We start from the raw sequence: 25,364 nt of genomic DNA, 5'->3' as shown, positions 1-25,364 counted from the left end.
GGCGGCTTTTTTATTGCTGCGTGTTGCTCGAACGTTCTAGACCAGGAACTTTCTGCGTACTGCGCCGACTGCAGCCAACATGCCGCTGCCCAGCAGAACGATGCTCGACGGCTCGGGAACCGGGCTGGGATCGCCGCAGCCACTGCCATCCGTGGGGCCTTCGACCTGTCCCATCGAGAGACCGTTGCTATCCAGAATGGCGAAGTTGACATCCCCAGGTGCGGCGTCGGAGGTGATCGTCAAGGTGCCTACAGAGAAGGGAATCGTCTTACCGTATTCATAGGAGTAGATGGTTCCTACCGTGACCGACGAGGAATCGAAGTTGGCAATGCCAAAATCATTCGCGAGTGCGCCGCTCAGTTCGGCATCGGTTACACCGGAGAGACCCGTAATCTGAAAGCCATCCAGAAAAAAGGTGGTGGAGTGCTCGTCAAAGGTGAGCTGATAGTTATAGGTATCCCCGACGTGGCTTTCGAGGGTGACGGAATCGGCTTTTGCAAATGGAGTGAACGCAAAGGCAGAGGCGAGAAGTGCAACAAGAAACAGTTTGGTCTTCAAGGTAAAAACTCCCAGATTTAAATGGATTACGTCCAACCATTTGCATCTCGGGTTCCAAAGTTTTAACTCTTCTTTTTGTTATAGATAGAGTTGACTTGTGTTAACATTTCGCAAAATTTTGCAATGACGCAATTGCGAAATAGGCTAATCTTTTTCCAATCGCCGATGAATTAACCTGCATTCCATATCGCAATCTTGCCTGCTACCATCCAATCCATCATGGAATACAGATCGCTAGGCAAATCAGGACTGAAGGTGCCGGAGCTTTGCTTCGGGGCAGGAACATTTGGTGCGAGCAACGAGTTTTTCAAGGCATGGTCGGAGACGACGCAGGCTGAGGCCGACCGTATCGTCGGCATCTGTATGGATGCGGGTTTGAACTTCTTCGACACGGCGGACATCTACTCCGACGGCGACAGCGAGAAGGCGCTGGGCAAGGCCCTGTCGCATCATCATCGCGAAGATGTGCTGATCTCGACCAAGGCGACGTTTCGTTTGGGCAACGGGCCTAACGATGTCGGGTCTAGCCGCTATCACTTGATTCAGTCGCTGGAGCGCAGCCTTAAACGGCTCGGCACCGACTACGTGGACGTCTATCATCTGCACGGCTTCGATGCGACGACTCCGGTGGAAGAGACGCTGAATACGCTGGACAAGTTTGTGCGCGAGGGCAAGGTTCGCTACATCGCCTGCTCGAACTTCTCCGGCTGGCACCTGATGAAGTCGCTGAGCGTTAGCGAGCGGTATGGCTGGGCGCGCTACGTTGGCCAGCAGTGCTACTACTCTCTGGTGGGACGCGACTACGAGTGGGAGCTGATGCCGTTGGCGCTCGACCAGGGCGTAGGCGCGTTGGTATGGTCGCCGCTCGGCTGGGGTCGGCTTACCGGAAAGATCCGCCGCGAGACCGGCATTCCCAAGGACAGCCGCCTGAACTCGAAGCTCGTGGTCGATAACGGCCCGCAGGTTCCCGAGGAATATCTGTACAAGGTCGTCGATGCCCTCGACGAGGTCGCCAAGGAGACTGGAAAGACGATTCCGCAGATCGCCCTGAACTGGGTGCTGGGCCGCCCGACCGTTTCTACCATCATCATCGGCGCACGCAACGAGGAGCAGCTGCGGGCAAACCTGGGCTCCATCGGCTGGAAGCTGACCCCGGAGCAGGTACAGAAACTCGACGCTGCCAGCGAGGTTCCGCTGGCGTACCCCTACTGGCACCAGCGCCAGTTCGAAGAGCGCAACCCTCGACCAATCTAGAACTTAGATGGGCGATTTGCTTGATGGGAGCCGCAAAAAAAGAACGTGTCTTTACCTCTGCCTGTTCCTGATTTAAATCGATCAGGAGCAGGCAGTTAGCTTTTTAAAAACAGACTTTTGGGGAGTAAGCCACGTAGGGTCTTAGTTTTCCCGGAATTGCACTCGCTTAGACGTTTAAGTTTCAGCGGACTAGCTGAAACTTACTTTTCGCGGTAACGTCATACTACTCACATGAAAGCGTCAGAACTACAGGATCACCTCTATACGCTCGAAGAGCGGCTGCTCCATCCCAGCCGCGTAAAAGATCGCACCACGCTGATTCCTTTGCTCGCCTCAGACTTCCAGGAGTACTGCAGCTCCGGCCGCATCTACAACCGGCAGCAGACCATCGACGACTTGCTGGCGAGCACGCCGCGCAATGCGACCATCAGCCACTTCTACGTCACGGTGCTTGCACCCGACGCTGCGCTAGCTACTTATCACGCGACCACGGCGCTGCACACCTCGCATCGCTCGTCGTTGTGGGTCTTCCGCGATAACCGCTGGCAACTGCTCTTTCATCAGGGAACCATCGCTTCCTGAGGCAGCTCCTGTTCCGCGGCCTCTTCGTGGTACTCCTGCTCGGTGTTGATCTCCCACAGAGCCGCCTTGTCGATCTTTCCTGAGACGATGCCGTCGACCGCGGTCATCGCAGTCAGCATGCTGTGGTCCTGATTGTTGTACTTGTGCATGCCGTTGCGTCCGATCAGCAGGAGATTTTCAAAGCCATCGGTGAAGGTACGCAGCTCGTCGAAGCGGTTGTAGGTGCCGAAGTAGGCAGGATAAGTCTTGAGTACGCGAACGACATGACCGTCGCAGACATCTTCGGCGTTGAGGATGCCGATCTTGGCGACCTCAGCGATGGCGAACTGCTTCAACTCCTCGTCCGGCATCTTCCATAGATCGTCCGTCTCGTAGCAGAAGTATTCCAGCCCAATCCAAACCTTATCGGGATCGGCCACCAGATGCGGACTCCAGTTGTTGAAGATTTGTAACCGTCCCAGGAGCACATCCGGCTCTTGAATGTAGATCCACGTATCCTGCAACAGACCGCCGTCGATCTCGCGCACCTTCAACCGGTCCACCAGCAAGCCGACGGTGATGAAGTCGCGATACTGTAAGCCCTCGCTCACGGCGCGCACATTCTCCGGTACCGGCGCGTCGATCGCCCGCACCAACTCCTGCATAGGCATGGTCGAGAAGAAATAATCTCCGGCAAAGGTTCGCTGTTCACCAACATCATTGGAAGCATCGACAGAGACCACGCGGTTGCCCTCGCAATGAATCCCGTTCACGCGCCATCCCATGTGAATCTCTCCGCCTCCTTCGCGAACAAGATCGGCCACATGCTCCCATAACTGCCCCGGTCCTAGCTTGGGATAGAGAAATCGCTCAATCAAACTGGTGTCGGTCTTCTTTTGCGCGACGTCCTCGCACTCTTTTCTGCCCAGCGCCTTGCTGATGAAGTGCTTTACCGCTGTGGTCAGGCTCAGTCCTTTAATCCGCTGCGCTCCCCAATCCGCCGAGATCGCATCGCACGGCGTTCCCCATACTTTTTCGGTGTAGCTCTTGAAGAACGTGAGGTAGAGCTGCCGACCGAAGCGGTTGATGAGAAAGTCCCTGAGGCTCGTCTCCGGCTTGATCTGGCGCACACGCGAGAAGAGATAGCTCACGCCGATCCTCACCGTGCGCACCGCGCCAAGGTTGCCCAGGGTCGCCGCCGTTACCGTGATGGGGTAGTCGAAGAACCTTCGCAGGTAGTAGATGCGGCTCTTTCGTGGACGGATAAGCATCACGAGATCAGGGTCAACAGGAGCAGCTACCGTCACCACCGCCTCGCTGTCGTCGCACTCCCCAGACAGAACAACTTCGGTTTCTCCAACCAAAGGGCCCGCGCCACGAAGCACAGGTTCTTCGGCCAGGCGCGCCGGCACGGTCACTTGGCGTCGCTTCCCACGATAGCTCACCGTCGCTCCGTTGGTATCGTCGCTCTCGACGGGCATCAGGTCGAGCCACCACTGCATCACCCGGTCGCTCTTCGAGAAGAAGCGGTGGCCGCCGATGTCCATGCGATTGCCCTTGTAGCGGACGGTGCGCGAGAGGCCGCCGATCTCGTGGCTGGCCTCGAGCACAATCGGCGTCGCATCGCTGCGCCGCAGCAGTTCAAGCGCCGCCGTAAGCCCGGCAGGTCCAGCGCCAATAATGATTGCCCGTTTCGCCATCCAATTCCTAGCTGCCCGTCTCCGGCCCTGAGTATATGAGCTTGGACTACATCTCCCTAGAGATTGTCATGGCATTGTCTTTTGAATGACTAAAAGCTGCCGAAAGAAGCCTCCAAACAAAAAGGTCTCTTCCGAATAAATCGAAAGAGACCCTGAATCGAGACGCTATTTCGAAGCAGCTTACACCGCCTCTGCCTTGCGGCCCTTGACCTTGAAGGTAAGGCCATATTTCCCGGCGTCGATGACGACATGGTCGCCATGCAGAACGCTGCCGTCGAGAATCTTGACTGCCAGCTTGTCCTGCACCATGCGCTGAATGGCGCGCTTCAGCGGACGTGCACCGTAGGCGCGATCGTATCCCGCCTTGAAGATCGCCTGACGAGCCTTGTCCGTCAGTTCCAGCGTGATCTTGCGATCTGCCACCAGTGCCTGCAGGTCCTTCAGCCGCAGATCGACGATGTGCGTTAACTGATCGTCGCCCAGCGGACGGAAGATGACGATATCGTCCACGCGATTGAGGAACTCGGGACGGAAGTGCTGCCGCAGCGCATCCATCACGCGGCCCTTCGCCTCCTCAAAGCCCTCTTCGCCCGAGGCCCACGCCGTCGATAACTGCGCTGCGCCGACGTTCGAGGTCATGATGAGCACGGTGTTCTTGAAGTCGACCGTGCGCCCCTTCGAGTCCGTCAGCCGCCCGTCGTCAAGCACCTGCAACAGCACGTTGAAGACATCAGGATGCGCCTTTTCGATCTCGTCGAAGAGGATGACGGCGTAAGGGCGCCGCCGCACAGCCTCGGTCAACTGGCCGCCCTCGTCGTAGCCGACATAGCCCGGAGGCGCGCCGATCAGACGAGCCACCGCATGCTTCTCCATGTACTCGCTCATGTCGATGCGCACCATCGCCGACTCGTCATCGAACAAGAACTCCGCCAGAGCACGCGCCGTCTCAGTCTTTCCAACGCCCGTAGGCCCAAGAAAGATGAACGAGCCGATAGGCCGCTTGGGATCGCTCAATCCCGCGCGCGAACGCCGAATTGCGTTGGCGACAGCAGACAGCGCCTCATCCTGTCCCACGACGCGCTCGCGCAGGCGGTCCTCCATCTGCACCAGCTTCTGCGTCTCGCCTTCGAGCATCTTGTTGATTGGGATGCCCGTCCACTTGGAGACGATGGCGGCAACATCCTCTTCGTCCACCTCTTCCTTCAGCAACTGCGAAGCGTGTCCTGCGACTTCGTCCTGCGCAGCGGTCAGCGTCTTCAGCTCGGCTTCCATCTTGGGAATCTCACCATACTGCAGTTCGGCTGCACGCTGAAGATTGCCCTTGCGTGTCTCCTCACCAGCCTGAAATCGCAACGATTCCAGCTTCTCTTTCAGCTCGGCGATGCGGCCAATGGCGCCGCGCTCGGTCTGCCAGCGGGCACGCAACCCCGCGGCCTTCTCTTTCACCTCGGCCAGCTCGCGCTCCACAACTTCAAGCCGCTCCTTCGAGTTGGGGTCGGTCTCACGCTTCAGCGCCGCCCGCTCGATCTCGAGCGAGGTTCCGCGCCGTTCCAGGTCATCGATCTCGACCGGCACCGAGCCGATCTGAATGGCAAGAGCCGCCGCCGCTTCGTCGACAAGATCGATGGCCTTGTCCGGCAGAAAGCGGTCAGAGATGTAGCGATGCGACAGCGTCGCCGCGGCCACAATGGCCGAGTCCTTGATGCGCACCTTATGATGCGCCTCATACTTCTCCTTCAGACCGCGCAGAATGGCGATGGTGTCCTCGACGTTGGGTTCGCCGACATAGACCACCTGAAAACGCCGCTCCAGCGCCGCATCCTTCTCGATGTACTTGCGATATTCATTGAGCGTGGTCGCACCGATAGCACGCAGTCCGCCGCGAGCCAGCGCAGGCTTCAGCATGTTCGAGGCGTCCATTGCACCTTCGGCCGCGCCCGCACCGACAAGAGTATGCAGCTCGTCGATGAAGAGGATGATCTCGCCGTTCGATTCTTCGATCTCCTTGAGCACAGCCTTGAGACGGTCTTCGAACTCACCGCGGAACTTCGCCCCGGCGATCATTGCGCCCAGATCAAGCGCACAGACGCGCTTATTCTTCAGAATCTCGGGCACGTCGCCAAGAAATATTCTGCGTGCCAGACCTTCGACAATCGCAGTCTTACCCACGCCGGGTTCGCCGATCAGCACAGGATTATTTTTCGTGCGGCGCGAAAGCACCTGCACCACGCGACGAATCTCTTCATCGCGGCCAATCACTGGATCGAGCTTGCCCCGCCGCGCCAGATCGGTAAGGTCCTTCGCATATTTCTCCAGCGCTTGGAACTTGCCCTCGGGGTTCTGGTCGGTGACCCGCTGCGAACCGCGCACGGCGCTCAACGCCTTCAGGATCGCCTCATGCGTTCCTCCCAGCGCCGCCAACGCAGACTGCACCGCATCACCCTTTTGCTGCGAGAGCGCCAGCAGAAGATGTTCGGTCGAGACGTAGTCGTCCTTGAAGTTCTCAGCTTCCTTGAAGGCCTGCTCGAGCACCTTTTGCAGCGCACCGCTCATGCCAGGCTGCGCTCCGCCCTGTACCTTGGGCAGCTTATTGATAGCGGAGTTGACGCCCGAGAGCAGTTGCTCGATCGGTACGCCCACCTTCTCCAGCACAGGAATCACTACGCCTTCGCGGTCTTCGAGAAGGGCAGCCATCAGGTGGAGGGGGAGAACCTCCGGGTTGCCATTCTCGGCAGCGTGGCCACTGGCGGCCTGCACGGCCTCCTGCGATTTGACAGTCAAACGATCCCACTTGATCGCCATAAATTCTCCTTGATTTTTATGATTCAGCCCGTCTGCCCGAAGTGTGCTGGTTGCCGCAGTTTATCGCTTTGTCGCTCATCACATCGCCGTTTTGCGGAAGGGATGGGGGCAGGAAACTCTCTCACACTTTGGGTATCGGCATGAAGCTATGTTGTTAAGACGCTTTAAGGTGACAACAGGGTGCATATTATTTGATAATAATGCACTCATATTTTGATCAAGACAAGCCCAGCGAAGATTTCGGATTAAAGCATTTATAAACAATTACATAGATTGTCTGGATCAGATCAGAGGATAAAACGAAGACCGCGCCAGCATAGGCTGGCGCGGTCGGGTAAAGCGAGACGCAAGGTGGGTTAGAAGATCAGCTTCGCTCCAAACTGCATCTGCCGGTTGGGATAGGCTCCGTTGAGACGGCCGAAGGCGGCGCCTGCGGTTGCCGTCGTATTCAGGGAGCTGTAGTTGGTGTGGTTCAGGACGTTGAAGACGTCGGCGTTGAGCTTGAAGTTCACATGCTCGCCAATGCCGAAGATCTTCGACAGGGTAGTATCAGCCTGCTGCAGGCTGGGCAGAACGACGCTGCCTACGCCCGCCGAACCAAAGGCTCCGTTGGGGGCCGCGCTGAAGGCAGCCGGGTTGAGGTACTGTGCCTGGTGGCCGCTGAGGACGAAGCGGTTGCCCTTGGCGTACTGGCTGCCCCCGAGATACTGCGCCCGGCGACTGCCGGTCGAGGTATTGCCGGTGACGGTATAGAAGGCGCCGCTCTGAACACGAACGACGGCGCTGACCTGAATGCCACCAAGTCCCTCGCGGAGGAAGGCGTTGTGGCCACTAAAGGTCGGGAGCGCCCAGACGACCGTGGAGATGAAGGCATGCTTGCGGTCGATGTTGGTCTCGCCGTAGTTGTAGTTCAGGTTCTGCCAGTTCTCCAGCGTCGAGCCGTTGCTCTGCGAATCACCCAGCGCCTTGGCGAAGGTGTAGCCGATGGTGAAGGTGACCTGACCGGTGCGCTTGGAGAGGTAAGCCTGCAGCGCGTTATAGTTGGAGTTGGAGTCGCTGCGCGCCTGGGTGATCGCGCCGAATCCCTTATAGGGGTTGAAGTAGTTTGTGCTGTAGCTTGGGTTGGCAGCGACGGTGGCGAGGTTGGTGGGGAAGTTGATGTTAGGCTGCCGCACCTGGTGATGGCCTACATTGCCGACGTAGGTCGTCTCCAGCAGCATGCCCTTCGGCAACTGCCGCTGCACGCCGAGGCTGAACTGCTCGATGTAGGGGTTCTTGAAGCCGGGGTCGATGGCGTTGATACCACCCTGCAGGCTGGTGTTGTTCGCTGCACCCGTGCCCAGCGTGCCGAGGTTGCCGTTGTCGAACTCCGAGATGGACAGGAAGGGCTGGATGTTGACCTGGCTGAAGGTGATATTTCCCTCAGGCCGGTAGTAGAAGATGCCGAAGCCGCCGCGTACGACGGTCTTATCGTTTGCAGCATAGGCAAAGCCGAGACGCGGCCCAAAGGCGCCGTGAATCGTGTAGAGTCCGCGAGGCGCGCCTGCGGGAATTAGCGGGAACGCAGCAGTGTTGATGTTCGGAACGCGCTTGAGCTGATCGGCAGGAACACCGTCGCCGGCGCGAACCAGACCGTTATAGGGGTTGCCCGAACCGGGAACGACGGTTCCGTTGGTGTTGACGGTGATGGCCTTGGTCGGATCGTAGACCGACGGAACGAAGTTCGCCATGTTGTTGCCCTGGGTGTAGAGCGGAAGGATACCCTGCCAACGGATACCGTACTCAAGGCTCAGTTGGCGAGTGGCCTTCCAGGTGTCCTGCGCGAAGGCCTCGGGTTGGGTAAAGCGGAAGTGACCAGTGGGGTCGGCGCTGGCCTCCTGGTAGCTGGCGAAGTTACCGAGCAGGGCATCGGCAAAGGCGTTGCCGGTGGTGTTGGGATTACTGGTCGCGTTGAAGTTGATGTTGCCGGTGTAGTAGGGGCGGCCGTTCTGGTCGACACGGTCGCGAGCGACCATGGCTCCGAACTTGATGAGGTGGTTGCCCTTGACGATGGAAACGGTGTCAGAGACCTGAATATCGGTCGTGGGCGAGTTGAGAGCGAAGTTCGGACCCTGAACGCCTGCGTACGGCGTACCCGAGAAGGTCATCGCCGGAATGCCGTTGGGGTAGGTTCCGCCATTGGGATAGAGACGCTGATACTGGAAGCCGAAGGTGGAGCGCTCCCAGTTCACACCGACCGGAGGAATGTGCTGCGAGGCATAGCTGAAGTTCGCCTGCGACTGGTTGATGATGTTCGGCTTGATGGTCCAGGTCTCGGCGACGAGATAGCTCTGGCCGGGACGGCTGCGCTGTGTCGGCGTCGTCGGCAGAATGCCGGAGTTCGAGAAGGTGCCGAAGGGATCGATCAGCACGTTGTGGTCGCTGATCCAGCGGCCATAGATGCTGTTGTTCTGGTTGATGCGGAAGTCGAGGCGAACGATATCTTCGCGGAAGTTAAGCGGGTTGGAGGGAGCGACGATCAGGTTGCCTGATGCGCCGGTGACATCATTGTATTGGCCGAGCTTGTTCTCGACGGTAAAGACATCGGCGATGGCGCGGCCATCCGGTGTAATCATGCCCGAGATGTTGTTGCCGGGGATGGGAGTCTTGGTGCCGGGATAGAAGAGCTGAGGCTGGCCGGCGAAGTTACCGGCAAGAATCGCGCTGCTCGGCGTCGTCAGCGAGGTGGGGGACTGCTGCTGGCGGAGCCGCTTCCACTCTTCGCCACCGAAGAAGAAGAGCCGGTCCTTGATGATGGGGCCGCCGACGCCGTAGCCGAAGTCGTTGAAGACCAGCTGAGTCTTGTTGGCCGAGAAGAAGGGACGCGCGTCGAAGAGGTTGTTGCGCACATACTCGAAGACGGAGCCGTGGAACTGGTCGGTGCCGCTCTTGGTGACAATGTTGAAGGCCGGGCCGGAGGTGCGTCCATACTCGGCGGAGAAGTTCGAGGTGTCGATCTTGACCTCTTGAATGAAGTCGGCGCCGACGTTGTTCATCAAGCTGCTGTTGCTGCCCGCGACCATGTTGAAGGCGCCGTCGACGGTGAGGTTGCCGGAGTCGGCGCGGTTGCCGTTGATGGACTGATTGTTGGCGGCGAGACTTGTCGTGACCGAGAAGATGTCAGGATTGGTGACGACCGCACCCGGAATCAGCGTCATGAGCTGGGTGTAGTTGCGACCGTTGAGGGCTAGGTTCTGCACCTGCTTGGAGTCGATGACGTGCGAGAGCTCGCCGCTGGTGGTGTTGAGGGTCTCACCCTGCACGGCGGAGACGGTGACGCTCTCGGTGGTTGAACCTACCTGGAGTTGGAAGTCAGCGGTAAGGTGCGAGTCGGCGCTGACGTTTAGGCCGGAACGACTCTCACCGCGGAAGCCGCTCTGCGCGATGGCAACGGTATAAGGCCCGATGGGAAGGTTGGTCACGATATAAAAGCCGCTGGCGTCGGAGTTGACCGTGCGAGCAGCGTGGGTGTTGACGTTGGTGATGGTGATGGTCGCGCCGGGAACGACGCTGCCGGTCGAGTCGGTAACGTTACCCGCGATCTGACCGAAGAAGTTCTGCGCGTGCAGCGATGCGGTGAGACTGAACATCAGCAAGAACGCGACACTGAGCGCAAGTGTTTTAAAAAATCTGCGAAACATGGTGCCTCCTGAAAATTGTTTGCGTTTGGGGAGTCGATCTTTAAACGGATTATTTTTCGATGAATTGTTCGAACTGCGAATTACTACCCACTGAACGATATAGACCGCCGATTTCGTTTGTCAATTTTGAAAGGGATCGCTTTGTGATGCCGAAGAAGGAACATCGGCATCAAAGTGAAACAATTCGTTTTGGATGAGAGAGCAAACAGACAAAAAACGAAATACAGGGCCTCTCCGCTGCGGCTGCAAAAAGCGCCGCCTCCGGTCGAGATGACGTGCATTTGAGATGGGGGAGAAGGAGGAAGAAGCGACAATTTCTGTTGTCGAAACCAGAAGCTCGCCACAAACTTACGTCATCTCGACCGAAGCGAAGCGCAGTGGAGAGACCCCTGTATTTTGTCTCTGTTTTGCACTTATGATCGGCGCTGATAGCTCAAACGAAAGGGCCTTCCAGCTTCTGCAAAGAGAAGCCGGAAGGCCCTTAGTTCAGATAAATGCTGTTTAGGCGTTAACTGTCTGCTTCATCTCGCTGACGTGCTTGGCGAGCAGCTCTTCGAGGCCCTCAAGAGCCTTGGAGAAGCCTTCGATGCCTTCGGAGAGTTTGTCGCTGGCCATGCGGTCGGCGGCGTGCATCTTGTCGAAGGTGGCCTTGTCGATCGTGATCTTCTCGATCTTCAGGTCCTTGGCCTTGGCTGCATCGAGCTTGCGAGGCAGCTCGCCCTGCGTGTTCTCGAGTTCGCCCAGCAGCTTGGGAGCGATGGTCAGCAGGTCGCATCCGGCCAGCTCGGTGATCTCGCCGATGTTGCGGAAGCTTGCGCCCATGACCACGGTCTTGTAGCCGAAGTGCTTGTAATAGTTATAGATGGTGGTAACGGACTGGACGCCGGGGTCGTCTGCGCCGGTGTAGTCCTTGCCCGTGTCCTTCTTGTACCAGTCGAGGATGCGACCGACGAAGGGCGAGATCAGGGTGACCTTGGCTTCGGCGCAGGCGATGGCCTGGTGCAGACCGAAGAGCAGGGTCATGTTGCAGTGGATGCCCTCTTTTTCGAGGATCTCGGCGGCCTTGATGCCCTCCCAGGTGGAGGCAAGCTTGATCAGGACGCGCTCGCGGGAGATACCGGCGGCTTCATACTGCTTGATGATGTCGCGGGCGGTCTCGATGGACTTCTCGGTGTCGTAGGAGAGGCGGGCGTCAACCTCGGTCGAGACGCGGCCAGGAACGATTTCGAGGATCTTGAGGCCGAAGGCCACGGCGAGGTTCTTGAAGGCGAGGGCGGCGACTTCCTTATCGCTCGCATTGGCGCCGGCATCCTTCTTCGCCTGCTGCAAAACGCTGTCCACGATGGACTGATATTCGGGCTTTTCTGCCGCTGCCGCGATCAGTGAGGGATTCGTTGTTGCATCCTGCGGCTTGTACTGCTGGATCGAGTTGATGTCGCCGGTGTCGGAGACGACTGTGGTCATGCCACGTAGCTGTTCAAGTAGAGAGGCCATTTTTATTGCTCCTTCGCTGTCTTAATTAGATTTTATCAAGGTTGAAAGGGTTACGCGCCGTTTTCGGGATTCACGGAAGTTTAAAGGGATTCGTGGAGATTCAATGAGATGCGTGGGCCGTGTCAGGACTTCAGCCGGGCTGAAAGGTGTTTTCGAGGACTCCGAGGCCGTCTATCTCTACTTGGATGCGGTCTCCGGCATTGACGGGGCCTACCCCGGCCGGAGTTCCGGTGGGGATCAGGTCGCCCGGTTCAAGCGTCATGGCAGCCGTGATGTAGCGCAGCAGGTGCGCGATGGGAAAGATCAGGTCGCTGGTATTGCCTTGCTGTTTGATCTCTCCGTTCAGCCGGGTGGTCAAAGTGACAGGAGCGCCTCCTACCGGATCGATCTCGTCCGAGACAACGGGGCCGACCGGGCAGAAGGTGTCGAATCCCTTACCGCGTGTCCACTGGCCGTCGCTCTTTTGCAGGTCGCGGGCAGTAACGTCATTCACGATGGTGTAGCCGCGAATATAGGGGCGAACATCTTCATCAGGCCCGAGGTTACGGCAGCGGCGTCCGATTACGATGCCCAACTCGCCCTCGTAATCGACACGCTTAGAGAGCGCAGGCATGCGGACGATGCCGTTGGGAGCCAGCAGCGACGAGGGCGGCTTCAGAAACAGCAGCGGCTCTTTGGGAACCTCATTGCCAAGCTCTGTCGCGTGGTCGCGGTAGTTGCGGCCGATACAAAGAATCTTGGAAGGATTGACCGGAGGCAGCAACTCAAGTTCTTTGAGCGGCCTCGGCTTAAATTCGATCTGCGCGGAAGAATGTGCGGCGCGGTCTTCCTCTGGAGCAGCCATGGAACGGACGGCCCAGAGTTCTCCGTCACGCTCTTCGACGATGGCGTAGACAGGGCCGAACTCAGGGGAAAGAAATTTGCAATAGCGCATGGGTTATTGGTTCCTTCGGGATTCGCGAGCTTCGCCGCTGGTGGGGCTCTGGTTTCCGGCGCTGTCGACCGCAGCGACGCGGTAGGAGTAGGTCTGGCCGGGCTGGGCAGTGACGTCGCTGAAGGCGGGCGCGGAGATCAGGCTGGGAGTCAGGCGCGTGGGCGCTCCGGCCAGGGTGCCGTCGGCGGCGACTGCCTGGCGGTAGACGATGTATCCGGCGAGGTCAGGCTCGGTGTTGGGCTCCCAAGAGAGATCGATGGAGGCCGTGCCGGGAACAGCGGCGAGGCCCGCAGGAGTCGCCGGGGGGAAGGTATCGCGCATTGCCGTGGTGATGGCCGGGGAGAGCACGCTGCGTATCTCCAGCGCATGGCCGCCGAGCGTAAGCGAGCGTACGCGCTGTGCGGTGTAGCGATAGGTCATGTTGCGTTGCGCGATGGGATCGATCGTGCCGCCGGGGTCTGCAGTAGGCTGTTCGGCTGATTTGCTGGTGCCTGCTTGAGATGCCTGCCTGCCCGCCTGCAGATGAATCTCGGCCGGGCTCGATGGAGCGGCCAGCTGGGACGGCTGTTTGCCGGAGCGCTTCTGCGGGGCGGCGGTTTGGATCTGGGTGCGGTCGAGGTCGATGAAGGCCGACGTTGGCTGCGGCTGCCACTCGATCATGGCGCCGTTGCGAACCGGGGTGACGCTCAGGTGCTCGATCGGCGGCGGCGCAGCACCGGAGGCCGCGAAGGCCGCGGTGGAGAGGCCCGCAGAGTGGCCGGTTGCGTTGAGAATCCTGACACGGTAGATCAGCAGAGCGGGAGGATCGGAGGTCAGGCTACTGGGGAGCTGGTCAGTTGCCTCGCTGGCGCCGGGATGGACGGTGACGTGTTCGATCGGCGTGCATGTGCTGCCGTGGCCATCCGGTTGGCGACAGATCTCGGCGGTAAGAGGAGGCTTAACCTTGAGGCCGTCGGTGGTCTTCTCCGGTGTCGTCCAGTGCAGCGTTACGCTGTCGCCCGTGCGTACGGCGGCAAGATCGGTGACGGTGCGGGGCAAAAAAAGCGACGGTGGCCGGGCCGGGCCGGGGCTGGCGCAGCCTGAGACTGCAAGCACGGCAGAGGACAGCACAAGGAGGGGGCCGATGGAGCGGCGGCGTGTGGCTGATGGGCCAGAGGACTTCATTGGTCTCAGGCTAGCATCTCGGCCGCGAGGCAAAAAGAGAGCGAGAGCGCAGAGGAGATTTCGATTAAAAAGACCGCACGATTAAATAAAACCCCGGGTGATATCGCCGGCCACATCTTAAAAGGTGACAGGGAATGATTAAGACAGCGACGGTCAGACATCTTTTGATGCAATTTCAACATCTGGTTACCTGACGAAACTTTCCAGGATGGGGTGAACGTTATGGCGAATGCAGCGATGGCGGTCAGTGGAGATGCGCCAGCTTTGAGTGCCTCCTTTGGCGGCAAGGGCAAGATGTCGGAACCGGAGATCGATGAGGTACAGGTAGATGGCGGAGTAGCGGAGTCGTTTATCGCAGAGAAGAAGATCGGCGAACGCATCAAGCACCTGCGGCTCAAGAAGTCGATGGGGCTGGTGGAGTTGGGACGCCACACCGGGCTTTCGGCGAGCTTTCTGTCGCAACTCGAGACTGGCCGCGTAGTACCGACGCTGCGCAATCTGGCGCGCATCGCCATGGTCTTCTCAAAAGACCTGAGCTACTTCTTCGAGTCGGAGCCGCAGACGCTGTTTCGCGTGCATCGCCGCAAGGAGCGGGTGCGGATGCCGCAGACCGGCGCCGACGATCCGGCATACTTCTTCGAGAGCCTGGGATACCTGGTTCCCGACCGCCAGCTCGATCCCTACTTCGCGGAGTTCCTTCCGCTGAAGTCGGCCGTCACGCCGCGCGCGCACCAGCACGATGGCTGTGAGTTTCTTTACCTGGTGTCGGGCGCGCTCGAGGTGCGGCACGGAGAGGCGACGCACCGGATCGAGGCGGGAGATGCCATCTACTTCGACGCCAATACCCGGCACAGCTACGTGTGCCTCGGGAGCGTACCTGCGCAGGCGGTGATCGTCTCGCTGCAACATCCGTTGGCGATGCCGTTAGCGGCGGCGCAGCGTCTGGCCAACAATGCAGCGAACGGACGCATTCGTACCAGCGGGCCGGTGTCGATGCAGCGTAAGGTTGCGCGCACCGGCTGAGAGCTTCCCTGAAATTGATTTATTTTTTATTCCTATCACCCCACGTCATCTCGACCGAAGGTGTGCAGCCTCATCGCACGCCGCAGTGGAGAGACCCCTGTATTTCGTTGTTACTCGCCACGGCAGATGTTTCGGTATAGTGGGCGCATCCATAAATATAGAAATCGAGCAAATTGAAATAGCAGTGATAAAAGCTCGCAAAACGGAGGCGCGGCGATATGCGGAAGAACCTGTGCTGGGGATTGGCTACAGTAGTGCTCGCTGTAGGAATACAGGCAGCAGCGCAACAGAAGATGCTGGCGTCCACGCCGCCGATGGGATGGAACAGTTGGGACTCCTACGGTCTGACCGTCAATGAATCGCAGTTTCGCGCTAACGTCGATGCGCTGGTAAAGCGTCTGAAGCCCGCGGGCTATCAGTACGCTGTGGTCGATGAGGGATGGTACCTCGCCAATCCGCAAAGTGCGTCGAAGCCTGAGACGCTGCAGTACCGCATCGACGTCAATGGACGATACGAGCCAGCGCTCAACCGTTTTGCCACCGCCAAAGGCGATGCCGGCTTCAAGCCTGTTGCCGACTACGTGCACGCGCAAGGACTCAAGTTCGGCATCCACATCATTCGAGGCATCACGAAGAAAGCCGTCGCCGGAAATATGCCGATCGCTGGCAGCGCATTTCATGCCGCCGATGCCGCCGATACGACCGACAAGTGCCCGTGGAACCCCGACAACTTCGGCGTAAAGGACAACGCCGCAGGGCAAGCCTGGTACGACGCGCTGATGAAGCAGTACGCAAGCTGGGGCATCGACTACATCAAGGTCGATTGCATCGCCTCGCATCCCTACAAGGGCGATGAGATCCGCATGATTCACCGCGCCATCGCGAAGACAGGCCGCCCGATTGTGCTGAGTCTTTCGCCCGGACCTGCGCCGCTATCTGAAGCCGTGGAGCTGGGACAGAACGCGCAGCTCTGGCGCATCTCCAACGACGTGTGGGATCACTGGGAGAAGAACAAAGAGTGGTCGCAGAATGTGAAGGACCAGTTCAACGTCATCGCTAGCTGGGCAAAGTATGTGAAACCCGGCAACTGGCCCGACGCCGACATGCTTCCGCTGGGCAGGCTCGAACCGGTTCCGGGCGACGGCAAGCCGCGCGCCACGCGGCTGACGCAGGACGAGCAGCGGACGCTGGTGACGTTGTGGTCGATTGCGCGCTCGCCGCTGTTCTTTGGCGGCAATGTGACCGAACTGGATGATTGGACTCAGGCGCTGGTGACGAATCCCGCAATCGTGGCGATGGATCAGCGTGGACAAAGCCAGCGTCTCATTGGACAGGACGGCGCTATCGTTGCGTGGACCACGCAGGTTGGCAGCAGGAGATATTTGGCGCTGTTCAACGTCGGAGATTCGGCTGCTCCAGTGAAGGCAGACTTTACGAAGTATGGGCTGGCGAGCGGGAAGTATTCAGTGCGCGATGTCTGGGGAAAGAAAGAGATGGGCACGATCGCGTCAGTTGAAAATACAGTAGCTGCGCACGGCGTTTTGCTGCTGGAGCTGCGGCGGTAGCATTTGGTGTTTGCTTCGCGGCAGTGTTCGCCTTACCATCGCCTTTAGTGGATATTGCGGCGAACAAGGCGGATCTCAAGAAGATCAATTTGAACCGGGCCTCGTCTGAGGCGGAGCGGCTGGTCTCGGCTGGGCGCGTCGACGAGGACGCAGCCTTCGAGCTGAAGCTGCGGCCAACGCGACTGCGCGAGTTCGTCGGGCAGGAGAAGGCCAAGGAGCAGTTGGCCATCGCGCTCGAAGCAGCGAAGTCACGCGGCGAGGCGCTCGACCATGTGCTGCTCTTCGGGCCGCCGGGACTGGGCAAAACCACGCTCGCCACCATCATTGCCAACGAGCTTGAGGTCGGCTACCAACAAACTTCCGGCCCCGCGTTGCAGATTCAGGGAGACCTCACCGCGATCCTGACCAACCTGCGCGAGCGGCAGGTGCTCTTTCTCGATGAGATCCATCGCCTGCAACCGGTGCTCGAAGAAAAACTCTACACAGCGCTCGAAGACTACAAGCTCGACATCATGATCGGTCAGGGCCCGGCGGCGCGCACGCACGTCATGGACATCAAGCCGTTTACGTTTGTGGCGGCAACGACGCGTCCGGGGCTGCTTTCGTCGCCGCTGCGGTCGCGCTTCGGCATTCTGCTGCGGCTGGAGTTCTACACCGACGACGAGTTGCGGTTCGTGGTCGAGCGCAGCGCCGAGGTGATGGGCGTTCCTATCGACCGCGACGGCGCGGCTGAGATCGCCATGCGCTCGCGGGGAACACCGCGCATCGCCAACCGGCTGCTGCGGCGCGTCCGCGACTACGCGCAGGTACGAGCGCAGGGAGTGATCGACAGGCCAACGGCGCAAGCCGCGCTGACGCTGCTTGAGGTGGACGCGCACGGCTTCGACGAGCTGGACCGGCGGCTGCTCAGAACCATCATCGAAAAATACGACGGCGGCCCGGTCGGCCTGAACACTCTCGCCGCTGCGCTGGCCGAGGAGCAGGACGCCCTCGAAGAGGTCTACGAGCCGTTCCTGATCCAGATCGGTTTTCTCGACCGCACCCCGCGCGGGCGGGTAGCGACGCGGCTGGCCTACGAGCATCTGGGCATCGAGATGCCGCGCAAGCTGAGCCTGTTCTAGCCTAGGCATCCCCTTCCGCCGTTGGACTTGCGAGGGGGTATACCCCCTCTGTACTTAAGTCCCAAAGTCTTCGAAATAAAGTACTTAAGTCCAGACTTCGGTCTGGACCTGTTAAAGGAAAAGACCCGGCGGTGTGCCGGGTCTTTTCCTTTCTCTCTGATTTAATTTTAACCGGGGTGTCAAGGGCTTTTGGAGGGTAGATGCACTAGCTAGCTATTTGCCGGGGACTGTTGCGGCGCACCCAATCAAGATCGCGTCCGATCAAAAGCTCTGTCATCTCGGCATGATGGGTGTTTTTCATGCTGACAGGCTCCAAATCGAAATTATGTTTTCGAGCCAACTCTTGGACGCCACCGGCGTTGTCGTATGTCATTAGAAAGTCTCCCGCGACTCCCGCTGCGATTTGAAAGAGATGCTCATGGTCGAGTTCACTGTGCGTGTAGAGTCGCGAACCCGCTTTTTTCCCAGCCGCAGTGTAGGGAGGATCAATGAAATAAACTGTATCCGTCTTTTCGCGGTTGTCCTGCATAACCTTCATACCATCGCCGTGGACAAAAGAGACACGGTTTCTGATGTGGTTGATGTTCGTGATTCGTCTATAGAGAGTGTCAGCATACCAACGCGACTTGAGTCCCTTTCCGTTTTCGCCGTGTTTCAGCAAACCGCTTCCAGGGGCCAGAATTCCTCCGTGGTTCACTCGATTGCGCAGAATTGTTTGAAATGCCAGGTCTTCTCTCGACATGTCGGTTTTTGACAGCACTGACTGGACGTTATCGAGCGTCATCGAGAAATTCACAATATGCTCGGCAAGCTTTTGGGCACCGCCACTAAAGATCGTTTCCCAAACGGCAGCCACTTGATCGTCGCATTCAACCATCGTTACACGATTGGTCAATTCCTCGAATGCAACGGTGAGGCTGATTATTCCCCCGCCGGCGAACGGCTCAATCAATTCGTTTGCTTTTCTGGTTTTCAACCACTTGCGGACAATGGGGACAAGCCATGTCTTACCACCTGGATAACGAAATGGACTTCGTTGTGGAACCGATGCCACATTTACGATCTTTTCGGATTGGGGCTCGATTTCAATATCTACGAAAAGATTCATTTACGCCTTAACTCCTAAAGGTTTTCGAGCTGGTCCAATAAATCCGGTTCGTCTGCTGGAATGTCGGCTGACGTGTCTGCTAGTTGGGCCAACGTGGCACCTTCCAGCTTTGCATCAAGTTTAATCTGAAGCGCAGCTACAAAGTCCTCCATAGGACCCGGTTCCGAGATGGTGATTTTGTCCAACGCTGTCTTAAATTCCGTGTAGACAGTCCGCGTATGTTTCAAATTGTATTTCTTGTCGTGTCCATCCCAAACAAGATCGTAGATCAACCATGCGAGGTCAGCCTTTTCTTGTGCCACTTCGGGAAGTTTGGGTAGCGTATCGTAAAACGCACTGTGGACCGCAACAGCCTGTTTTCTCTTCCATGCTTTCAGAATTCCACCCTTGAAAATGAGCTGCGGAGCAAGGCGTTTGCGCGACGAGGAAAGATAATCGGGGCCAGGATTTTTCTTTCGGCTTTTGGCCCAATCCGTCGCGAAATATGCCGTACGGTCATCCATCAGGGGCTTGAAGAAGGTCTTTCGTAGCGTGCCGCTGATATAAACCGTCTGGACTTCTAAAGAGCCGAAATCCGTAATTCTGCCTTCATCGTCATAAGCAACCAGAACAACATCAATATTGCCAGCCGATTTGCCCTGTTTGTCTTTCAGTCGAACTTCGACGAGTGTCGTCCAATTCGCCTTTGGCGGGAAGAAGAACGCCGCTGCCTGTTCCGCGATAATCCAATCTTGCCGAAGCCGGACTGGACAAATGACGGCCAACTTTTCGCCGTGAAAAATTGTGCATACGCCTAGAGGATCTGTGACGCTATCCTTGGTGCAACTGGGAACTTTGTTGTTGTAAGGACAAAGCCGATTTGTTCTATATCGAGTGGCACGCTCAGTTTCGCTATCTGGCGGAAACCCGAAAAGTTCAGCAATAGGTTGATTCGCCAATTAGTTCTTGCTCCCTTGTGTGCGATCAGAAATGACAACTTCACGGCTTAGGATACCGCTTACGTCAACAAGACAAAACGCTCATTAAAAATAATCTATAGATGCGTGGCCTTGCCTACACTTACCACACGAATTAGGGCTGGCGCAGCGCAGTTGGTACGAACTCTGTACTCAGTATCTTGGGGCTGGCGGTTAGGTAGTAGGTGGGGATTTTGGGGAATTGCTCTTCGACCAGTTGCAGGGTGCGGAAGTCGAAGCTCTGGACTTCGGAGCGGCTCTCCATGTGGTTGCGCGTGATGATTCCGCAGAGCGTTGTGACGAAGGTTTGCGGGTCGACGGTGTGGTTGGTGGTGGGTTCTGCGTTGGCTTTCGGCACGGGCAGGTTGGCGACCGAGCGGCCCGCAGGGTCGTTGGGCAACGGCAGAATCTTGGTCTCGATGTTGAAGCGCACCCTGGCTGCGTTGGAGGCGCGGGTGGCGGCGTTGGGGTTCGATTTGCCGGGGCCGGTGGTGTAGTACTTCACGTAGAAGGCGACGAAGTGGAAGAGCTGCTCGACGTTGGTGGGGACGTAGGGGCTGATGAGGTGCTCGTGTTTGGCGAAGGCGACCGCGACGGGCGAGAGGCTGAGGTCGTTGGTCTGCGTGTTCGGCGGGTAGGGGCCGGTGCGGAGCTTGTCGCAGATGAAGGTGCGCTGCGCCTCGGTGCTCGAGATGTCGCGGGTATAGACGCGGTTGGCCAGCGTGTAGGGCGTGCCGTCGGCGTGGCGGCAGGACTGTGGGTTGAGGAACTGATCGTGCCAGATCATGGAGACGTGGTCGGTGGTGACGCCGGTGTCGGTCTCGAGCGTGGTGGCGAGGTGGTCGAGGCCGTCTTCGAATGACGGCAGGGTGTTTTCGGGGCGGAGTCCGCGGCCTCCGCGATGCGCGGCTACGTCGAAGCGGGCGAAGTAGGCGTCGTCGGCGGGGTGGTCGGCGGCCTCTTGCTTGAGGATGGTCTGCAGGATGTCGGGGCGATCGGTGATGATGCCGTCGACGCGGAGGTTGATCAGGGCCCGCATCTTGACCGGGTCGTTGGTGGTCCAGGGAACGACGCGGAAGCCGGCCTGGTGGAGCTGCGTGACATCGACGGGAGGATTGGCGCCGAGCAGTGTGGCATCGACGGGCGAGAGAACGGGGACGGGTGCGCCGTGAGCTTTGGCATGGGCGCGGGCGGCGGTCATAAGGCCGAGAAAGGGATTGGTGGGCATGGTGGGGGCCTGCTGGGCAACGAGTGAAGCGGATGCGAGGACGAGAGGGCCGACGGCAAAAGGGAGAAATTTCATGAGAGGGCTGATGATAGCGGATAGAGATTATTTTTTAGCAAAGTTGCTTATTGCAATGCTGCAGCGAGGCTTCCTCGGGATGCCTTTAGTTTTTCTTCCGCGGCGCTCCGGTCGAGCGAGCGCTTCTGCATGAGGATGGCGGTCTTGACGCTTCCGGCTTCGGAGAGAAGTTTTGCGGCGGCGGGCTGATCGACGCCGGTGGCCGCGCTGATGATGCGCTGGGCGCGGTCGACTAATTTGGCGTTCGTCGGCTGGACGTTGACCATGAGGTTGCCGTAGACTGCCCCGGCGCGGATCATGACTCCGGTGCTCAGCATGTTGAGCACTAATTTTGTGGCGGTGCCGGCTTTGAGGCGGGTGCTTCCGGTGAGGACCTCGGGGCCGGTGGCCGGGGCGATGGCGATGTCGGCGATGGCCGCCATCTGCGAGTCGGGAACGCAGGTGAGCGAGATCGTCAGTGCGCCGAGTTTGCGGGCGTGGGTGAGAGCACCGAGGACATACGGTGTCCGTCCGCTGGCGGCGATGCCGATCAGGGCGTCCTGGGCGGTGAAGGCGTGGGAGACGAGGTCGGCTGCGCCCTGCTCGGGAGAGTCTTCGGAGGCCTCGCTGGAGTTGCGCAGTGCGCCGTCGCCGCCGGCGATGATGCCCTGAAAGAGCGTTGCAGGGACGGAGAAGGTGGGCGGGCACTCGGAGGCGTCGAGGACGCCGAGGCGGCCGCTGGTGCCTGCTCCTATATAGAAGAGGCGGCCACCCTGCTCGAAGCGGGCGGCGATGGCGTCGACGGCGTTGGCAATGTGGGGAAGCTCGGCGGCGACGGCGGCGGCAACCTTGGCGTCCTCGTCGTTGATGACGCGCAGCATATCGAGGGTGGGGAGCTGGTCGATGTGTTCGCTAGCTGGATTACGGGCTTCGGTGGGCAGGGCGGCGAGATTCATGGTGCTTCCATGATGGGGCTGCACGGGGAATGAGGCAATGATTACGTTTCGAGGTTGTAGGATGGGTGGTGGCGATTTTAGCTGGAACCTTGCGGTGAACTCGCTAACAATCTGGCTGTCCCATATAATCAAGGCTTCGCTGTCATGTGCTGGCGGAGCGTTATTTCTAGAGCAGTGAGGGTGTGCGTATCTTTACCGTGAATCGAGAGAGCGGAAGCTCCCTGAAAAGCAAGACCAAGCCTGTGTGCACGCGCTCCAGCCGCTCCCGCATTGCCCAAGCCGTGCTCTTTTTCTCCCTTGCCGCCTTCTCCGGCCCGGCCCTGATGGCGCAGAATAATGCCGCCACGACCCCCACCGCAGAGCAGGGAGTGCAGACCTTATGCCAGCCGGAGGTGATCGGCAACCGGCGTATCCCCAAGGAATCGGTGCTGGCGCGCTTGTTCAGCCACCAGAACGACCTGTACGATCCATCGGTCGTCGAGCGGGACTTCAACTCCCTGTGGAACACGGGCTACTTTGACAACATTCGTATTGAGCGGTTGGACACGTCGAAGTGCGTTCAGCTCATCATCTACGTCAAGGAAAAGCCGACCATCAAGGAGCTTCTGTACAAGGGGCTCAGTTCGGTCTCGCAGTCCGATGTGCTCGAAGCCTTCAAGAAGGCCAAGGTCGGCCTCTCGGTTGAGAGCCAGTACGACCCCACCAAGATCAAGCGGGCCGAGGTCGTCATCAAGGAGATGCTGGCGGCGCACGGCCATCAATTTGCCAGCGTCACCGAGACCATCAAGACCATTCCTCCGGCAGGCGTCTCCGTCACCTTCAATGTGAAGGAAGGCCCGACCGTTAAGGTGGGCAAGATCGAGTTCACCGGCAACAGCGCCCTGAGCGACCGTACCCTGCGCCGGGCGATGAAGAACCTGAAGCCGATCGGCATACCGCACTCGATTCTTCTTGAGAACCTCTTTGCCCGGACCTTCGACGCGACCAAGCTCGACGAAGACACCGAGCGCGTCCGTCAGGCGTACCGCGACCGCGGCTACTTCAAGGCGCTGACCACCGAACCAACCACCCACGTCCGCGATGCAGGCGGCCTGAATCCGTTCACGCTGCGTCCCTCCAAGGGCAAGCGCGTCGATATCCTGATGCCGGTCGAAGAGGGTGAGCGTTACCGTCTGGGCGGCATTACCTTCTCCGGCAATAAAGCCGTGACGAATATTAAGGTTCTGCGCGCACAGTTCACGCAGAAGGACGGCGAGTGGTTTGACGCCACCAAGTTCCAGAAGGGCCTTGACCAGTTGCGCAAGTCCTACGGCGAGCTGGGCTACATCAACTTCGTCGGATCGCCCACCCCGCGCATCGACGAAGCCAAGAAGCTGATCTATCTGAACATCGACATCGACGAGGGCAAGCCCTTCTATGTGTCGCGCATCGAGTTCACCGGCAATACCATTACCCGCGACAAGGTCATCCGCCGCGAGCTGCTGCTCGAAGAGGGCCAGGTCTACAACTCCCGTCTCTGGGACCTCTCGATCCTGCGCCTGAACCAGTTGAACTACTTCGACACGCTGAAGGCCGATCAGGACTCCGAGAGCCGTCAGAATGCGGACGACGGAACCGTCGATCTGCTGCTGAAGCTCAAGGAAAAGGGCAAGAACTCCATCGGCCTGAACGGCGGTATCAGCGGCCTGTCGGGAACTTTTATCGGGTTGAACTACTCGACCAACAACTTCCTGGGTCTGGGCGAGACGCTCTCGGTGCAGGCGAACATCGGCGACCTGTCGCGCCAGTTGAGCTTCGGATTTACCGAGCCTTACCTGCACAACAAGCCGATCTCGCTGGGCATGCAGGTGTTCACGCAAAAGTACGACTACAACCCGGCCAAGAGCTACGGCATCGCCAACAACCAGAGCCAGAACCTGACCAATGCACAACAGTCGCTGCTGACCAACTACAACACGGCGACTACCGGTCTGACGATCACCACGAGCGAGCCGCTGCGTCATCTGTGGACGCGCACCGGTGTCGCCCGCATCGGTTTGGCCTACGCGCTGTCGCGCTCCTCGGTATCGACGTTCAACGACAACACGCGCAACGTCTTCCAGTCGCTGGCCTTCCGTTCCGGAGTCCAGGGCCCGAACCAGTTGAACGGTATCGTGACCTCGGTGCTGACGCCGAGCTTTACCTTCTCGAGCCTCGACCGCGCGGTCGGGCCGCATAACGGTAAGGACTTCAACTTCGACATCCAGGTTGCAGGCATCGGCGGCAACGTTAAGTACTACTCGCCGCAACTGAGCTACCGTCAGTTCTTCCCGATGAAGGGCCTGAAGGTTAATCGCGAAGGCCATAACGTGCTCGGCTACCGTATCCAGTTCGCGCATACGGCTGGCTTCGGCGGCGATGTCGCTCCGCCCACCAACCGCTTCTACAGCGGCGGCGATCAGGACATCCGCGGCTTCGACGTCCGTTCGGCCGGGCCGTATACCTTCATCCCGACGCGGGTGATGTTCAACCTGACCAACCCCGATGGCAACACAGTTCCTATCGATCCGACCAACCCGACGCTTGGCTCGATCAAGATCCCGATACCGGTGTACCGCATGGTCTCGATCGGCGGCGACACCAGCTTCACGAGCAACGTGGAGTACCGTATCCCGATCGTCAGCCAGGTGACGTTTGCGTTCTTCACCGACTTCAACCTGACCTTCGACGCGCAGGCTAGCCAGTTGCGGCAGAGCGTCGCCGGACAGGCGGTCATCGCCGGTGCATCGTACGGCTGCCCCACCTTCGTCAACGGCTCCTGCTTCGGCGGCCAGTCGGTGTCGTTCCCGCAACAGCTGCATGTGGTGCCGGGAACCAACTTTGTGCCGCGTATGTCGAACGGTGCCGAGCTGCAGGTGATCCTGCCGATCGTCAACGCTCCCTTCCGGCTCTACTACGCCTACAACCCGCTGCGTCTCTACAAGACCATCCCGCAGGAGCTTGCGGTACCGAACTCCGGTGTCGGCAACACCTTCCAGAGCTTCTTCCCGAACTCGGACGCGGGCTTGTACAGCTACCAGCAGGCGGTGCAGTACTACGGCGCAAACTACCTGCTGCGCGAACCGCGTAAAACCTTCCGCCTGACGGTCAGCACGACCTTCTAGGCATCGAACCCTGTACCAACTGCGAGGCCCGGCGTTTTTATGCGGGCCTCTTTCCTTTTGACA

Annotated in this window: 17 protein-coding genes; 6 read left to right on the top strand and 11 right to left on the bottom strand. The window is 58.9% G+C overall.

What is annotated here, in order from left to right:
* Nucleotides 1-36: 36 nt before the first annotated feature.
* Nucleotides 37-558 carry a PEP-CTERM sorting domain-containing protein gene (locus tag IEW09_RS01860; RefSeq protein WP_188552456.1) on the bottom strand — a complete coding sequence of 174 codons (522 nt, stop codon included), beginning with the start codon at nt 556-558 and terminating at the stop codon, nt 37-39.
* A gap of 219 nt (nt 559-777) precedes the next feature.
* Here IEW09_RS01860 and IEW09_RS01855 point away from each other — a divergent pair, with 219 nt between their 5' ends.
* Nucleotides 778-1,812 carry an aldo/keto reductase gene (locus tag IEW09_RS01855; protein WP_188552455.1) on the top strand — a complete coding sequence of 345 codons (1,035 nt, stop codon included), beginning with the start codon at nt 778-780 and terminating at the stop codon, nt 1,810-1,812.
* A 231-nt stretch (nt 1,813-2,043) separates the two neighbouring features.
* Complete coding sequence (locus IEW09_RS01850) at nt 2,044-2,394, top strand: nuclear transport factor 2 family protein (RefSeq protein ID WP_188552454.1); 351 nt, start codon at nt 2,044-2,046, stop codon at nt 2,392-2,394.
* On the opposite strand, the gene IEW09_RS01845 is transcribed toward IEW09_RS01850, so the two are convergent.
* The 6 genes from IEW09_RS01845 to IEW09_RS01820 form a co-directional block, all read right to left on the bottom strand.
* Nucleotides 2,373-4,073 carry an NAD(P)/FAD-dependent oxidoreductase gene (locus IEW09_RS01845; RefSeq protein ID WP_188552453.1) on the bottom strand — a complete coding sequence of 567 codons (1,701 nt, stop codon included), beginning with the start codon at nt 4,071-4,073 and terminating at the stop codon, nt 2,373-2,375. The genes IEW09_RS01850 and IEW09_RS01845 overlap by 22 nt on opposite strands.
* Nucleotides 4,074-4,253: 180 nt before the next feature.
* Nucleotides 4,254-6,875 (bottom strand): ATP-dependent chaperone ClpB, encoded by a 2,622-nt coding sequence (clpB, locus tag IEW09_RS01840; protein ID WP_188552452.1) that lies wholly within the window; start codon nt 6,873-6,875, stop codon nt 4,254-4,256.
* Nucleotides 6,876-7,231: 356 nt separating this feature from the next.
* Nucleotides 7,232-10,555, bottom strand: a complete 3,324-nt coding sequence (locus IEW09_RS01835) for a TonB-dependent receptor (protein ID WP_188552451.1) — start codon at nt 10,553-10,555, stop codon at nt 7,232-7,234.
* Between the two features lie 501 nt (nt 10,556-11,056).
* Entirely contained in the window at nt 11,057-12,049 is a 993-nt protein-coding gene (locus tag IEW09_RS01830; protein WP_188552450.1) for a transaldolase, read from the bottom strand.
* A gap of 130 nt (nt 12,050-12,179) precedes the next feature.
* Nucleotides 12,180-12,983 (bottom strand): fumarylacetoacetate hydrolase family protein, encoded by an 804-nt coding sequence (locus tag IEW09_RS01825; RefSeq protein ID WP_188552449.1) that lies wholly within the window; start codon nt 12,981-12,983, stop codon nt 12,180-12,182.
* 3 nt (nt 12,984-12,986) lie between these two features.
* Complete coding sequence (locus tag IEW09_RS01820; RefSeq protein ID WP_188552448.1) at nt 12,987-14,147, bottom strand: fibronectin type III domain-containing protein; 1,161 nt, start codon at nt 14,145-14,147, stop codon at nt 12,987-12,989.
* Nucleotides 14,148-14,369: 222 nt separating this feature from the next.
* On the opposite strand from IEW09_RS01820, the gene IEW09_RS01815 reads away from it, so the two are divergent.
* The 3 genes from IEW09_RS01815 (at nt 14,370) to ruvB (ending at nt 17,856) form a co-directional block, all read left to right on the top strand.
* Entirely contained in the window at nt 14,370-15,170 is an 801-nt protein-coding gene (locus tag IEW09_RS01815; protein WP_373282781.1) for a helix-turn-helix domain-containing protein, read from the top strand.
* A gap of 218 nt (nt 15,171-15,388) precedes the next feature.
* On the top strand, nt 15,389-16,735 hold the full coding sequence (locus IEW09_RS01810) for a glycoside hydrolase family 27 protein (RefSeq protein ID WP_229739013.1): 1,347 nt from the start codon (nt 15,389-15,391) through the stop codon (nt 16,733-16,735).
* 53 nt (nt 16,736-16,788) lie between these two features.
* Nucleotides 16,789-17,856 carry a Holliday junction branch migration DNA helicase RuvB gene (gene ruvB / locus IEW09_RS01805; RefSeq protein ID WP_229739112.1) on the top strand — a complete coding sequence of 356 codons (1,068 nt, stop codon included), beginning with the start codon at nt 16,789-16,791 and terminating at the stop codon, nt 17,854-17,856.
* 205 nt (nt 17,857-18,061) lie between these two features.
* Here the strand turns inward: ruvB and IEW09_RS01800 are convergent, their stop codons facing one another.
* The 4 genes from IEW09_RS01800 to murQ form a co-directional block, all read right to left on the bottom strand.
* The gene (locus IEW09_RS01800; RefSeq protein ID WP_188552447.1) at nt 18,062-18,964 is read right to left on the bottom strand and encodes a DNA adenine methylase; all 903 of its coding nucleotides are present in this window, start codon (nt 18,962-18,964) and stop codon (nt 18,062-18,064) included.
* 14 nt (nt 18,965-18,978) lie between these two features.
* A complete protein-coding gene (locus IEW09_RS01795; protein WP_188552446.1) occupies nt 18,979-19,902 on the bottom strand; it encodes a NotI family restriction endonuclease in 924 nt (307 codons plus the stop codon).
* 133 nt (nt 19,903-20,035) lie between these two features.
* Complete coding sequence (locus IEW09_RS01790; protein ID WP_188552445.1) at nt 20,036-21,223, bottom strand: glycerophosphodiester phosphodiesterase family protein; 1,188 nt, start codon at nt 21,221-21,223, stop codon at nt 20,036-20,038.
* Nucleotides 21,224-21,270: 47 nt separating this feature from the next.
* Nucleotides 21,271-22,158, bottom strand: coding sequence for an N-acetylmuramic acid 6-phosphate etherase (murQ, locus tag IEW09_RS01785; RefSeq protein WP_188552444.1), 888 nt, complete (start codon nt 22,156-22,158; stop codon nt 21,271-21,273).
* Nucleotides 22,159-22,340: 182 nt separating this feature from the next.
* Here murQ and bamA point away from each other — a divergent pair, with 182 nt between their 5' ends.
* Nucleotides 22,341-25,301, top strand: a complete 2,961-nt coding sequence (gene bamA, locus IEW09_RS01780; RefSeq protein WP_188552443.1) for an outer membrane protein assembly factor BamA — start codon at nt 22,341-22,343, stop codon at nt 25,299-25,301.
* The last annotated feature ends 63 nt before the right edge of the window (nt 25,302-25,364 follow it).

Origin of the sequence: Edaphobacter dinghuensis (genome assembly GCF_014640335.1) — a bacterium.
Lineage (GTDB): Bacteria > Acidobacteriota > Terriglobia > Terriglobales > Acidobacteriaceae > Edaphobacter > Edaphobacter dinghuensis.
Note: the sequence above shows the minus strand (reverse complement) of the source record. Positions and strands in the feature narration are given on the sequence as shown.